This is a genomic window from Mucilaginibacter sp. UYCu711 (genome assembly GCF_050433825.1).
Lineage (GTDB): Bacteria > Bacteroidota > Bacteroidia > Sphingobacteriales > Sphingobacteriaceae > Mucilaginibacter.
On record NZ_JBNPWM010000001.1, the window covers coordinates 484,610 to 500,419 of the forward strand.

The following is a 15,810-nucleotide window of genomic DNA, read 5'->3' on the forward strand; positions in this document are numbered from 1 at the left end:
TTTTGTTTAGTTATCCTGCGGATGAAACAACTGCTGGCTCCAAACCTCGAAAAATGAATGCTCCTTGCCGTTACCTGCCGATGCATAATCGCACAGCGTAATACTTACAGCTGCGGGCCCCTTTTCGGTATTAGCTTCGGGTAAAAAGTTTGCTTTATAAAGCACCAGGATCTCATCGCCGGTGTTATTTGGTACTTCGGTAAGATTGATATAACCGTTTTTATCAGAAAAAGGTTTCATATATGCGCCAATACCTGTTCCTTCAAATCGGGTATCCCTGGCTAATACAATAGGGCCTCTAACTATGGCCATGCTTTGCAAAGTTGTGCCGGTTTGTATAACACGGCCGCGCATATCTAATTGTAAGGATATCTTATCGCCGGTTTTCCAGGTGCGTTTAATTTTAGCGTAGCTGCCCGGTTGTATATCATTGATAGCCTCACCGTTTACAATTAGTTTGTTGACTTTACTCCAGGAAGGTATGCGGATCCTGATTTCCAATTCTTCGGATTTTGATAGCTCAACATCCATATCGATCGAACCCGATCTTGGATAGGTTGTATGTTGATTTAAACTAATGGCTTGACCTTTAGGGCTTTTTAATTTATAGGTTCCATCAGCAAAATAGTTAACCTGTAAACCTGTTTGTGTTTCCATGAGCATGTGCATAGGCAGAAGAAATAAACCCCGCGGCCCGCTTGCCTCGCAGCAATTTAACCCCATGCCGCATTGTTCGCTGCCTAATAACCGCTGACCGTTTAATGGTGTATACTTTGCCCAGCTGGCACCCTTATTACTTAGCGAACCAAGCAAAGCATTATAGTAGGTCTTTTCAACCTCGTCAGCATATTTAGCATCGCCTGTAAGGCGTAATAATTGCTCGGTAAGCTTCAGCCACGTCACAGTAACGCAAGTCTCCTGGAAGTGATTTATGGGCGTATTCTCAACCGCCTTGCCGCCAAACCACATCTCGGTTGATGCGCCTGAGCCAACAATATCTATCTCTGTCTTTTTAATATTTGCCCACGTATCCTCAACTGCTTTTTTATAAGTTTCGTTGCCGGTTATGCGGTAAAGCTCCAATAAACCTTCGTAGCACGACATCATTTCATAAGCCTTTTGTCCCTGCTCATAACTATACCATTTTTTTGGTTTCGGGAAACGGTCGGCCACATTGGTATGGGCTTTACTTATCAGGTGAGGGCCCTGCGGTGTTTCCCATTGGCGAACGATTTCCTGTGCAAAGTCCAGGTACTTTTTATTACCGGTGCGATTATAAAGCAGGCAAATAGGTTCTAATACTGATGATGCCGCCATACCGCGGTAATTCCCTTTAGTTACTATAACCTCATCCTTTTTATTCAGCTCATCAATCAGGTTATCTGCAACGCGAATTGCGCCCTGTAAGCTCTTTTTATCTTTGGTTATATCATAATAAGCCATCAGCCCTAACATGCAGTATTTTCGGCCCCAAATGTCCCATTCTTCCAAACGGTGGGCTTCGGCATAATTACCTATGTAGCCGTCAGCCGTTTGGTTAGCTAATAAGCCGGTAACTGCATGGTCAAGCACGGCTTTTAATTTAGCATCAGGTTGATATTTATATGCCAATGCAGCAGATGTGAACCATTTGCCCCAGAACTCGCTTTGCCATAAATGCGCTTCGGTTCTGTTTTCGGGTTTAAAGGCGTTAACTAAGCGGTCAACGTCTTGAGCCAGGATGCGGTTGTTCAAATCGTCTGATAATCGCGTAGCGAGGTAGCCATTTAAGTGCACTTCGGTACCAGGGGATAACGCGTCTTTTACAGCCGGTTTAACATTTTGAGCATAGCTGGCACTTAAACAAAACGGTATTGCCAGTAAGGCGAATAACTTTTTTAATTTATTCATGGATATTAAAGCGTTAATAAAAACTGTGGTCTATAATTAGGTAATGTAAATATTACAGCTAAATTTATCTATAATTATCAGCAATACTATAATTTAACCAATATTTGTATAGACAACTTCGTCGACCAATTATATTATTACGCTTATGAAGACTTTTAAATACCTGTTAACCATAGGTCTTTTTTTGCTGGCAGCTATTGCCAACGCGCAATTGGTGACGGCAGACGTTAAGCTTCCGACCCACCCAAGGATACTATTATTGGCAGGGCAGGAAAAAGAGTTGTTGGCTAATATAAATGCGGATGCTAACCTGCTTAAAGTTCACCAGGCGATAATAAAAAACTGTGATGCCATGATCAACATCCAGCCGGTTCATTATCAAAAAATTGGTAAGCGGTTATTGGGGGTTTCAAGAGAGACCCTTCACCGGATATTTTATTTATCCTATGGTTACCGGATGACCCATAATGACCTTTACTTAAAACAGGCAGAGAAAGAGCTGATAGCAGTATCATCATTTGCAGACTGGAACCCGACACATTATCTGGACGTTGGCGAAATGACCATGGCGGTAGCAATAGGCTATGATTGGCTATACAATGATCTGTCTGAAAGTACAAAGGTATTGGTTAGGGATGCTATCGTAAATAAAGGCATCAATACATCATTAGATAAAGCTTATAATAGCTGGCTAAGGGTAATCAACAACTGGAACCAGGTTTGTAACGCCGGGATCACTTACGGGGCTTTGGCGACTTACGAAGATCATCCTGATCTGTCGGTGCAAATGATAAACCGTGCAATTAATTCTGTCGACCTGCCTATGGAAGCTTACGCACCGGATGGTGCTTATCCCGAAGGGTATGGCTATTGGGAGTACGGCACATCATTTAATGTTATGCTGATAAATGTTTTAGAAACTGCGTTCGGTAAAGACTTTGGTTTGTCGGGAAAGCCGGGTTTTTTGAAAACGGCGGGCTACCTGGAAAGTATGACAGGTGCTAAAGGTGTGCCTTTTAACTATTCCGATTCGGGCGCGGGGCAGGATTTTAATCCGGCCATGTTTTGGTTTGCAAATAAACTAAATGATCCATCGCTTTTATGGACACAAAAGGAGGAGTTGGCAACACGCGCTGTATCGAAAAACCGATTGCTGCCTGCTACCTTAATTTGGAGCAAAGGGATCCCATCAGCTAAGATCACCCCACCTAAAGCTACCATGTGGGTAGGTGGCGGGTTAAACCCCGTAGCCATGATGCGTACAGCCTGGGGCGGTCCTAATGCTATTTTTGTCGGGGTAAAAGCCGGTTCGCCATCAGTAAACCACGCACATATGGATGCGGGTTCGTTTGTAATGGAAGCTGATGGCGTGCGGTGGGGGATTGATCTTGGAATGCAGGATTATGAGTCGCTGGAATCAAAAAAAGTGGACCTGTGGAACAACAAACAAAACTCGCAACGCTGGCAAATACTAAGATACAATAACTATAACCATAGCACACTAACAATAGATAACGCTTTACAATTAGTAAAAGGCTCAGCAACTATTGTTAGTTCATCTGCAAATCCTGCATTTCAAAATGCTATTGTTGATCTGAGCTCTATTTATGCTGATAAGGTTGCCAAAGCAACACGCGGGGTAGCCATAGTGGATAAGAAATATGTGATAGTAAGGGATGAATTAGAATCGTCGGATAGTATAACAGTAAGATGGTCGATGGTTACAAGCGCCACAGTCACCCTTGATAAAAATAGCGCCACTTTAACTAAGGATGGTAAAACCTTGTTATTACAGGCATCGGGCAAGTTTCCTGTCGAAATGAAAACGTGGTCGACGGCCCCGAAGATGGATTATGATGCTCCAAACCCCGGCACATGTGTGGTTGGTTTAGAAATGAAGATTCCGGCGCATACCAAAGGATTTATTAATGTCGCACTTATCCCGCAGGGAACTAAACCAGTTAACCCACAAACCAAAACCCTGGCCCAGTGGCCAAAAAACTGATGATATGAAAAGTAAGCTAATAATAGCCGTGCTGCTTGCCTGCGCCCTTAAAACAATGGCGCAGCAACCTGCTGCAAATGCTCGTAATCGTGGCCGTTTCCAGGTGGGCGATGTTACAACCGATCCGGGTGTACGCGACCCCTGCATGGCTAAAGAAGGCGATACCTACTATGTTTATTTTACCGGCGGCGGGATCCAGGTATGGGCGTCAAAAGATATGAAGAGCTGGACTAAGCAGCCGTCAGTTTTCTCGGTAGCCCCTGAATGGGTTGCACAAAGGTTGCCCAGTTTTAAAGGCCTTGGCTTTTGGGCGCCCGATCTGAGTTTTCATAACGGCTTATGGTATTTGTATTATGCTACGTCTATTTTTGGGAAGAATACATCAGTTGTAGGTGTAGCCACCAATAAAACGCTGGATCCCAACTCGAAAGATTACAAATGGGTTGATGGGGGTATGGTTGTACAATCTGTAACCGGGCGTGACGATTGGAATGCTATTGACCCTAACCTGGCAGTTGATGAGAACGGTAACGGCTGGCTAAGCTTTGGCTCGCATTGGAACGGATTAAAATTAGTTAAGCTGAACCCCGATTTTAAAACCATCGCTGAGCCGCAGGAATGGTACACCATAGCCAGCCGCCCGCGCGATTATAAATATACCGATCCTGAACCAGGTAACGGCCAGATCGAGGCGCCATTCATCTTTAAAAAGGATAAATATTATTACCTCTTCGTGTCATGGGATAGCTGTTGCTCGGGCGTGAATAGTACCTATAATGTAAGAGTTGGCCGATCTGAAAAGATAACCGGGCCTTATATGGATAAAGAAGGTGTTAATATGGCAAAGGGCGGTGGTACTTTAGTACGCGGCGGTGATACAGGCGATAATAAAGTTTTCTATGCGCGAGGGCATAATTCTGTCGAGACCTTTGATGGGGTTGACTACATAGCTTATCATGCTTATACAACTACTTATGAGCGTTTAGGTATAGAAAAGCTAGCCTGGGAGAATGAGTGGCCGGTAGTAATTGTTAAGAAATAATAGTTTAAAAAAGAAAGCCTCCCTAACGCTGGGAGGCTTTCTTAATTTGTTATTTCTGCTGATCGAAATTTATCCAGCTTAGGTTTACCCAGCCTCTTCTGTTAGCAGGTGTTTTTGTGAAAACAAAATAAAGGTCGTGTTTTCCCTGCGGATCAGTTATGGCAGCGGCTTCCTGGATGGTGTTATCATTACCGTTGCCTTTAATGTTAAAAGTGCTGATAACGGCTCCGGTAGGTGAATCTGTATGCACCTCTATTTTAGCCGCGTTTCTTGAGGAATAACTGTAAGTAAGTTGGCTGATGTTTTTAAGATCGATATCCTTAAATAAAAGATAGGCCTGATCTTGCTCCAGGGTTGCCACCGTATTTATTTTAGGCACTTTTTCATACTTATCGGCACTATTGGCATACACCTTTGCCGGGCGTAATACTAACGACTCGGTAGTAGTAAGCGGGGTTATAGCGCCGCCTTTGTCGGTGTACGACGCTGTTAGAATATACCTGCCTGCATCGGCTGATGTAAGGTGATCTTTAAGCGTTACGTTTCCTTCGCGCGGTAAAGCAACCGCTACCTTTTTATCGTTGAGCGTTAAAATGTATTTTACAATTTCTGATGCATCATCTTTACTTAACTGCGGGTGCGCGCTCATTGCATGTTCGCCCCAATTGCCGTTACCGCCTTTGATGATTTTTGTGGCTAACATATCCACAGCATCTTTATTGGTTGCGTAACGCTTGGCAACTTCTACGAATGCAGGCCCTAATACCTTTGTGTAGGTTTGATGACAGGCTTTGCAATCGCTCTTAGCCATTAATGCCTTGCCATAGTTGTAAGTAGGGGCGATAGCCTGGTGCCCCATTAAGGTTTGGCTATTCTCAACCCGTGCTATGTAATTGATGTTTATCTTGGTTCTTTTAGGATCAATTACTTTGTCTTCGCGATCTTTTATTGCCACTTTGTAATTAAATACCTGTTCGCCAGGGAAGAAGAAGGTGCTGTTTGCTTCTGTGCTTATAGCTACTTGTGGCAGCGTGTTGCCAACTTTAATTAGTTTGGTATCTGTTGATGTTTTACCACCGGCATCGGTAACTTTTAAAGTTATTTTATAGATGCCATTTTTACGGAAAGTGTAAACCGGTGTCTCGGCAGTTGATATTACCGTTTGGCTGTTTAGTAACCATTTGTAGGTTAGCTTATCATCAGCATCATTATCAAAACTTTTTTGGTTGAGGGTTACTTTATAAGGCATCAGGCCGATGGTATCCTGGGTGGTAATTTTTGCTATAGGCGCACGGTTGCCGCCATTGTAATCCACCCGTACCAGCCGCGCATCGGGGTTATCCAGCCCGTATGCCGAACCATATTCCAGAACATAGAAAGAACCATCAGTGCCAAATTTCATGTCGATAGGACGTCTGAAATCACCGTTGCTTTCCATTAACTGCTCTAAACTTGAATAATCATTATTGGCATCCATGCGGACACCAAAGATCCAGCTGCGCATATAGTCGCCCACAAATAAAACTTTGTCGTAATACTCAGGGAACTTGGTTTTAGATTTAAGCGCGGCATTATAATGATATACCGGCCCGCCAATAATACACCTGCCGCCTTTGCCTAATATCGGGAACTCCGGTGAAGTATCATACGGGAACCAAACCATTGCCTTTTGCGCTGGTGGTAAAATCCTCAACCCGGTGTTATTAGGCGACGCATTTTCCGGCGCGTTAACATCAAACAGCTCGCCGATGGCTTTAGTCGTAAAATCGTATTTGTTATAGGCTTTGTTATCGCCGACAAAAAATGGCCAGCCAAAGTTTCCGGCCTTTTTCGCTTGGTTTATCTCGTCATAACCGCGTGGACCTTGCTTGCCATTGGTTCCGGCATCAGGTCCGACTTCGCCCCAATATAAAATTGAGGTTTCAGGATCAACAGAGATGCGGTAAGGATTACGACAACCCATCACATAGATCTCTGGCCGGGTATTGGCCTGGCCCTTTTTAAATAAGTTAGCTTCAGGTATAGTATAAGTACCATTAGCTTCCGGATGAATACGCAACACTTTACCGCGCAGATCATTAGTATTACCTGCCGAGCGTTCTGCATCAAATGTTTGGCGGCCTGCACGCATATCAATAGGAGCGTAGCCTTCCGATTCGAACGGCACAGTATTATCGCCGGTTGATAAATAAAGGTTCTTGTTTTTATCCCAGGCTATTCCTCCGCCTGAGTGTGCGCTAACTTCTGCCTCTAACGGAACTTCGATGATAGACTTCTCTGAACTCAGATCAAGCTGGTTAGTTTTACTGATCCTGTATCGGGCAAGGCGGTTTACCAACCCCCCGTTGCCATCGGCAGAGTAGTAGAAATAGATATAGTTGTTCACCGCGAAATCAGGATCAATGGTCATGCCTAACATTCCTTGTAATATCTTCTCCACAGCCTTCACCGGGAATTTGCGCACTAATGTAGTTTGTTTGTTGACGGGGTTATAAGCATAAAAGTTGCCTGAGCGCTCTATGAAAAACACCCTTCCATCGGGTGCTACCGCAAGTTCCATGGGTTCATTTAAATCGTTATATAAAACGGTTTTGGTGAAGCGGTTGTCTTCGGGTTTTTTTAGTGCGGGAGCGGTGGTGCTGTGCAGCCTGGCATTATTGGTTGGCGTAGATTTTGGTTTACCGCCATCGGCAGTATTAAACGCAAACAACATTACCGAAACACCAAGCGCAGCACATCCGGCTATTAAAGGCTTAAAGTAATTTACTTTATTCATGAAAGAAGATTTTAGTTAGGTTTCCTTTTACAAGTCTACTATTTTACAACTTAACATTTAATTAATTTGCTGTAAGATTTTCAACATCAGTATTATTTGGACTTGTATACGCTTAATTTATACTGATAGTTAATGAGGAAATAGCGTTTTAATATCTGCTGTTCGGTGGTGCTAACAGAGTTGTTTCCGGCATAGCGCGTTACCGCTATATTTTGATCCAATAAGTCATATACCGAGATCTTTAATTGCCCGCGATCTTTCTTTAACATTAGTAAGGTAATAGCCAGGTTTACAATGTTAGATGATTTTGGAAAACCAGCAGCCACCTGCGGGTTAAAGCTATATCCATAGCGGGCGTCGAAAATTATTCGCGCAGGCCAGCGCAAACTAACATCAGTACCTACGGTATGTTTAAGTGTGGTTACCGCTGCGTAAGCAACCCCGCTATAATTTGTAAAGGCTGAATTTAAAGCGTAATTAGTGTTAAAACTTAGTGTTGAATTATAATTAAAGTTAATGTTTTGGATAACGTTAACGCTGTAGTTTGATTGCGTGCCCTGGTCGGCATTCAGGAAAAAGGCGCGGTGATTATAGTTGCCGTTAAAATTGGTACTTATACCAATTTGCCATTTTTTAGTTTTTTTGAATTGTTTACCCAGGTTACCGCCAAAATAAGCGTTGGTGCCGCTTCCCTGGTTTACATAGCTTTGTGTTTGCGCGCCGGTTGTACCGTCCTTTGTGGTTTTTTGTACAACGTTATTCTCTGTAAAGTTAAAGCCCGAATAAAAACTCATGTTTAACTGATGGTTATAATCATACTTGGAAAAGTTGACCGACAGGGCACGCACCTTGCTTGGTATTAAACCGGGATTACCTATCGTTCTGTAAAAATCACTGTATTTACGCTCGATAGGCACCATTTGATCTATTTGCGGTTGTTGCAGGCGCTCACTGTAATCAATAGAGAAATTCCGGGCATTTAACCTGAATATGGGGAAGAATGAATAATAACGTTTAGCAATATCCAACGATTTATCATCACTGAATTTATTTATCACGTATTGCAATTCGCCGTCCAGGCCAATTCTTATTGTTAACTTATCTGTGAACGCGTAACTGAATAAAGGGCGAAGGTTCTGTATAAAAGTATTGCGGTCAAGGTTTTTACTCAGGTTAAGCGATAACAGATCATATAATCCCGATGGTGATCTGTCATATACAAACCCCTGATCTGATGCGGTCATGTACCGGGTGTTCACTAAAAACTCCCCATTTAATTTTTTTGTGAATTGACGGTTGTAAGTTTCAGAGATCCCGCCCGAGTTATTGGCACGGTCATTATCGCCATTCCTGTCCTGGACATACGAAGCGATAGATGCTACATACGATGTTACATTGCTATAATTAAAATCGTCCGATCCGTTTTTACTCAGCGATAAGCTATGGTTAAGGGTGAATGAATCGCCGGGTCGTTTCAGCCGCGTGTAATAAGAGAAATTATGCGAGAACGTAGTATTGAATACCTTACTTGAAGTATTGCCGAATGACTTGGCCAGCTTACCTTGTGTATTGGCCGAATTGCCGGTAGTTGCTGTAGTATTTAATTGAGGTACAAAGTCCATATGCGGATCATAGCGTACCCGTACAACCGTATCCGGCACCCATTCAATCAGCCCGTTTATGCCATGTTTATTCTCATCGCGCCTTGAGATATTGGTCGATTCTGTATTAATAATGGTTTTGGTTAAGGTTTGCATCCCAACCGTTTTGGTACTATTATCCCTGATGGTATTGGTATAAAAATAGGACAAGTTCATTTTAAGCTTTTCGCCATAGTTATTATTGATGTTTAAACCTGCCGATGCCACGCTTTCAATCCCGCCACCGTATGAGCTTCCAAAAGTGCCATCCCAGGCTTGGCTGCCGCCCGACCGGTCAAAGCCGCCCATGGTATATAATTCGTTTGATGAAAAGCCGGTTTTATTAAGGTTGTTGGCGAGCCCTATTAAACTTACCTGTAAGGTATCCCTGAAATTGCTTAATATGCCACCCATCTCGTGCCTGCCGCGCGAGCCCATACCGGCGTAAACTTTACCCATGGTGCTCTTTTTGATCTTACTTTTCATTTTAAGGTTGATGATCTTACCCACCTCCATGTCGCTTAATTTATGGTCGGGGTCCTCTTCGCGGTCATCATAAACCTGGATCTTGTCAAGCATATCGGCATCCAAATTACGGGTGGCAACTTTTGGGTCGGTTCCAAAAAAACGTTTGCCATCAATTAAAAGCTTACTTACCTCTTTCCCGTTTATAAATATGGTACCGTCGTAGTTAACTTGTACGCCGGGTAGCAATCGTAGCAAGTCTTCAACTACTGCATTGGGCCGGGTTTTAAAAGTTTCCGTATTAAATTCTATCGTATCCTTTTTCATGATGATAGGCGTCCGTTCGGCTCTTACCACCACTTCGTTCAGATTTTTAGCGTCAAGTGCCAGCTTTCCCAGGTTTTTCGATTCGCCGGGTTTAAGGCTAAGCGTTTGGCGCAGCGTATTATAGGCCATCATAGATATAATGAGTTTAGTGCCTATATTGGTTGGAAGCCCCGAAAGCAGGAACGAACCATTTTTTTGAGTGATAGTATACGAGATCAGGGAAGTGTCTTTCGCGTTCACTATAGCAACGGTGGCATGTTCCATAGGTTCGCCCGAGAGCGAATCGATAACAATCCCTTTTATGGAAGCTTTTTGCGCAAACGACACCGATGCGATTAACATCAGCATAAAGAAAATAATAATCTTGTTCATAAAAGGTATCGGCCCTACCTCTTATAACAAGTTAGGGGAGTGGTTATAATTTTCTAAAAATATTTATTTATAACCACTCCCTGAATTTTTGGAAGTAACAATACAGATGCAATACTCCAGTTAAACTTATTTATGCGAGTTTATTTTATAAGAATAAGTCAATAACAAATAACGTTTCAATATCTGCTGCTCGCCGGTGATAATAGAGTTGGTTAAGGCGTAGCGGTAGGTATTGGTGTTCTGATCAAAAATATCATACACCGATAATTTGACCTGCCCCCTGTTTTGCTTAAACATATTCCTGGTTAAAGCAAGGTTAAGCACATTTGATGATCTTGGAAAACCAGGGGCTATCTGCGGATTGTAATTATATTGATATTGAGCGTCAAAGATAAAATTCTTAGGCCAGTTAACCGTGGCGATAGCTCTTGCCCTATGCATTAAAGTATGTACTGATGGATAGTTAACGCCCCTGTACTCGGTAATGGATTGCGTAGGAGCATAAACGATGCTGAGGTTAACTATAGATTGATAATTGATGACCACATTTTGAACTATAGTTAGGTAATAGCCGTATTGTGTGCCGGCATCGCCATTCAGAAAGAACGAACCCTGGTTAAAGTTGGCATACAGACCGGTATTCAAACCTACCTGCCAGGTTTTTGATTTTTTAAATTGTTTCCCCCTGTTTAAACCAAAATAGGCATTCCAGCCGCCATCTTTGTTTGCATAGGTTGAGGTTACAAAGCCATTGGCATCTTTGGTAGATACCTGGACAATATTATTGGTTTTTACTGTAGCCCCTGCGTTTAAACCGGTATAAGTTTGTTTATCAGAGTTATAGTTGTAATAATTGAATGAAAGATTGCGCTGTAAACCCGGTACTAAATTAGGATTACCTGTCAAAGTTTCAAGCTGGCTTATCTGCCTGGTTATAGGTTGCATTTGTGATATATTGGGCGGATTAGCCGTCTCGCTATAATTCAGGAAAAATTTATTAGCGTTTAACCTTAGCGACGGGAACAAATAAGTATAACTGTTGATAGTGCTTGGAATGACGCTGTTAAAGTTATTCGTAAACTGCTGTATCTCCAGGTCAAGTCCGAATTTAAGGGTCAGGCCGGGTTTGATATTATAGTTTACGGTGTTTTTAATGTTTTGTATATAGTGCGGCCGCTGCAGGTCGCTGCTTTGGTTATCCAGGAATACATCATAGTTACCGGCTGGGTCCCTGTTATAAGTAGCCAGCTTGTTTTCGGTAGCGTAAAACCGCGAGTTTAAAAACAAGTCATTAGTTATTTTTTTGTTGAAGGGTGTAGTATAGGTCAATTCGACACCCCCTACATAATACCTATATTTACTATTGTTGTATCTATCTAATACCGAAGAACCAATCGCGCCGGTGTACGACGTTAGGTTATTCAGGTCATAAGCATCGGTGTTACTACGATTGATATATAAGTTCTGCCGGAATGTTAATGAAGAACCCGTTCTGCGGAGTTTACGATAGTACATAAAGTTATCACTAAACTCGTTTGCAAGGCTATTACTTGATTGAACGGTTAACAGATCGCTTAGTTTGGGCGTTTGGCTATTGAAGGTGTTGGTTGTGCCGTTGGCATTAAATCCGGTAGGGGATATATCAATCTTGGCATCAAACCGGTATTTCTGCACGGTATCGGGTGCCCATTCTATAAAAGTGCTTACTTCGTGTCTTTGCTGCCTTAACTGCGATACATTTTTATTAAACGAAGTTAACAGGGTTTGATCAAGATTTTGCTCAGTGAGGAGTTTTTTATCATAATCTTTTACATAATTATAGTAAAAATACATCAGGTTAATTTTGAGTTTTTTACCATAATTATTATTGACGTTGAAGCCTCCCGACCACATCTTTTCTATACCTCCATCGCCATTACCGCCAAAGGTGCCATCATTAACTACACCACCGCCAGACCGGTTAAAGCCTCCCAATGAATTAAGGTCACTGGTTGAAAAGCCGGTGTGGGTCAGGTTATTAGTTGTGCCCAAAACGCTAACCTGCAGTGTATCCCTAAAGGTGCTGAGAATACCGCCGCCTTCATACCTGCCCCGCGTACCGCCACCGGCATATACCCGACCTATGGTACTCTTCTTGATCTTGTTTTTCATCTTAAGGTTGATAATCTTGCCCACCTCCATTTCTGTTAGTTTATGATCGGGGTCATCTTCGCGGTCGTCATACACCTGCACTGCGGATACCATATCGGCATCAAGGTTTTTGGTGGCGACAGTAATGTTGTTTCCGAAGAAACGCTTACCATCTATAAGCACCTTATTGGCTGCCTTACCATTAATTAGTATAGAGCCGTCAACATTTACCTGCACACCGGGCAGTAGTTTTAAGAGGTCCTCTACAACAGCGTTAGGGCGGGTTTTAAAGGCTTCAGTGTTAAATTCTAAGGTGTCCTTTTTTTGGACGACTGGTGTTCGTTCTCCTTTAACTACAACTTCATTCAAGAATTTATTGGTCAGGTATACCGCGCCCAGGTCTTTACTCTCATTTGGTTTAAAAACAAGCAGTTTTCTGAAAGTGCCGTACCCCATTGATGAAACGATCAGTTTGGTCTCCTTATTTGCCGGAAGGCCGGTAAGGCTGAATACACCATTTTTGTTGGTGATGGTATACGATATCAGCGAGGTGTCTTTAGCGTTAACAATTGCAACGGTCACAAATTCGACCGGCGATTTGGAAACAGAGTCTAATACTGTGCCTTTTAATGTTGATTTGCTTTGAGCAAAAAGCATAACTGAAAACAGCATCATGATGATGGTTAGGTAGGTAGATCTTGTCATAAAGGTAGGTGTGCCGAAGCATTGTTAGGTTTAGATGTTACATTGTTGCGTTTTGGTAAAAGTATTTAATTTTATTTAATTGTCAATAGCCCCAAATGTTAAATTGTACGTAACAATTTTAACATAATAAAATATGGGGCAGGGCTTATTATATATATTTGACTTACCAATTACTGTTAAACAATGAGAACTTCAATTCAAAGCATTTTAAATGTTGCTGCTATAGTTTTGCTTGCATCAACTGCGGGTAAAAGCCAAACCATAGCTGATAATACTAAATATGTAAATACGTTTGTTGGCACTGAAGCAGTGACCGACCCTAAGCTTTTAGGTTATGTGGCCCCCAATAACTGGCGTCCGTGGTCTGGACTGACCTTTCCGGGAAGTTCGTTGCCAAATGCGATGGTGCAGGTAAGCCCAATGACTAAATATCAGCCTGCCGGTGCAGGTTATGAGTATGAAGACTCAACCATAGTATCGTTTAGCCATACCAACAAAGGCCACTGGAACTTTGGTAACGTGCCGGTGCTGCCTATGTCAAACCCCGGCACAACTATCGGTTCAAAGTTCTCGCATAAAAATGAAAGCTCATCGCCTGGCTATTATCGGGTTTACCTGGATGATTATAAAGTTAACGTCCAGCTGACATCAACTTTAAGATGCGCTTATTATAAGTTTGAATATAAAGACGGTAACGACCGCCAGGTTTTGTTTGATCTGTCTAAAGCTTTAAGTGGTGTGTCAAGCTGGGAAATAAATCAGGACGGCGATTACGCGGTTAAAGGTTTTCAAGGTGGCGAGAATATATACTTTTATGCCGTGTTCAGCTCAAAAGTTGGCAACCTGGCAAACAACCATTCTACTACTACCCGGACAGTTAGGGGCAGGGAAGTGACCGCCCCGGGCGGCAATGCAATTATTCACCTCGCCAATGATGGTAAAGAGCCGGTTTACCTGAAGATAGGCTTCTCGTTTGTTAGCACCGATAACGCTAAAATGAATTTGCAGAAAGAGGTTGGCGATAAAACGTTTGACGCCATCCGCAAAGCGGCTCATGATATCTGGCAAAATAAACTATCAACTATTCAGGTTAAAGGCGGTACCGGGAAGCAGAAAACCATGCTTTACTCTTGCTTCTACCGCTCATTACTATGGCCGGTTTTACGCAGTGACGTTAACGGTGATTTTACCGACATCAACAGGAAGGTTGTTAATACCGGTATCGATTATTATACCGAGCCATCACTTTGGGATACCTACCGCAACAAGGATGTATTGTTGGAGTTGGTGTCGCCTAATGTTACTTTAAATATGATCAAGTCGTTAAAGGATAAGGGAGATAAGACGGGCTACATCCCTACCTTCTTCCATGGCGACCATGGCGCATCTTCTATCGCAGGCGCTTATCTGAGAGGTATTACCGACTTTGACATCAAAGGCACCTACCAGATCCTGTTACACAATGCCAACGTTCCTAATCCAAACGGGCGTGGTGGCGGCAGGCAGTACCTTGAGCCATACCTGGCGAAAGGCTATATACCTGACCCCGACTTAGCAAATCCTACAACAACTGCTAAAGGCACAGCGGGTGTATCCAAAACATTAGAGTACGCTTATGATGATTATTCGGTAGCGCAAATAGCTAAGAAGCTTGGCGATACGGCCAATTATCGTATCCTGATGGCGCGCTCTAAGAATTACAAAAACGTATTCAACAAGACTAACAACTTCATGCAGGGCAGGTTAGAGGATGGTAGCTGGGTAAAGAACTTCAACCCTCAATACCCATACTACGAGTACATGTATCGCGAGGCTAACGCCTGGCAGGTATCGTTCTTTGCGCCGCATGATATGCCGGGACTGATAGAATTATACGGCGGGCCAAAACCTTTCGAGGCTAAGCTTGATTCATTATTCAGCATACCATGGAACCCTAAATACATCGCCCGTAATATTGAAACCTTTATAGGCCAGTACTGCCAGGGTAACCAGCCTGATCATGAGGCGCCTTTTGCTTATACTTTTATAGGCAAACCCGAGAAAACCCAAAAGGTATTGGATAACATTATGAATAACCTATACGGTATGGGGCCGAGAAACATTGAGCTTGCCGGTATGGACGATGCTGGTGAAATGTCGGCATGGTACGTGTTTAGCTCGTTAGGCTTGTACCCGGTATCGCCAACTGATCCAACATACATTGTTACCGCACCGTTGTTTGATGAAGTTAAATGGCGTACCAGTACCGGTAAATACATCACCATAACCAAACCTGGAAAGGGCAGGGGTATTACCTCAATTAAGGTTAATGGTAAAGCAAATAAAGGCTATTTTGTATCGCACGACTTGTTTTTAAAAGGTGGTACCTTAGCTATCGCCACTAAGTAAATTAACTATGATATTCCAAAAGGCCGTTATTAATAGCGGCTTTTTTGTTGTTTAGCAGGCACGTTTGTTT

General features: G+C 42.8%; 7 protein-coding genes. 3 read left to right on the top strand and 4 right to left on the bottom strand.

Annotation, left to right across the window (positions count from 1 at the left end):
- Positions 1-6 precede the first annotated feature (6 nt).
- Positions 7-1,890 (bottom strand): glycoside hydrolase family 127 protein, encoded by a 1,884-nt coding sequence (locus tag ABIB50_RS02280; protein WP_429376909.1) that lies wholly within the window; start codon positions 1,888-1,890, stop codon positions 7-9.
- A 145-nt stretch (positions 1,891-2,035) separates the two neighbouring features.
- Between ABIB50_RS02280 and ABIB50_RS02285 the strand changes: the two genes are divergently transcribed.
- Entirely contained in the window at positions 2,036-3,895 is a 1,860-nt protein-coding gene (locus ABIB50_RS02285) for a heparinase II/III domain-containing protein (RefSeq protein WP_429376910.1), read from the top strand.
- Positions 3,896-3,899: 4 nt separating this feature from the next.
- On the top strand, positions 3,900-4,937 hold the full coding sequence (locus ABIB50_RS02290; RefSeq protein WP_429376912.1) for a family 43 glycosylhydrolase: 1,038 nt from the start codon (positions 3,900-3,902) through the stop codon (positions 4,935-4,937).
- 49 nt (positions 4,938-4,986) lie between these two features.
- Here ABIB50_RS02290 and ABIB50_RS02295 read toward each other — a convergent pair whose 3' ends face one another.
- From ABIB50_RS02295 to ABIB50_RS02305, 3 genes are all read right to left on the bottom strand, one after another.
- The gene (locus ABIB50_RS02295) at positions 4,987-7,713 is read right to left on the bottom strand and encodes a PQQ-dependent sugar dehydrogenase (protein ID WP_429376914.1); all 2,727 of its coding nucleotides are present in this window, start codon (positions 7,711-7,713) and stop codon (positions 4,987-4,989) included.
- Positions 7,714-7,805: 92 nt separating this feature from the next.
- Entirely contained in the window at positions 7,806-10,517 is a 2,712-nt protein-coding gene (locus tag ABIB50_RS02300) for an outer membrane beta-barrel protein (RefSeq protein ID WP_429376916.1), read from the bottom strand.
- Positions 10,518-10,643: 126 nt separating this feature from the next.
- On the bottom strand, positions 10,644-13,352 hold the full coding sequence (locus ABIB50_RS02305) for an outer membrane beta-barrel protein (RefSeq protein WP_429376918.1): 2,709 nt from the start codon (positions 13,350-13,352) through the stop codon (positions 10,644-10,646).
- Positions 13,353-13,535: 183 nt separating this feature from the next.
- Between ABIB50_RS02305 and ABIB50_RS02310 the strand changes: the two genes are divergently transcribed.
- Positions 13,536-15,740, top strand: a complete 2,205-nt coding sequence (locus ABIB50_RS02310) for a GH92 family glycosyl hydrolase (protein ID WP_429376919.1) — start codon at positions 13,536-13,538, stop codon at positions 15,738-15,740.
- Positions 15,741-15,810: the final 70 nt, after the last annotated feature.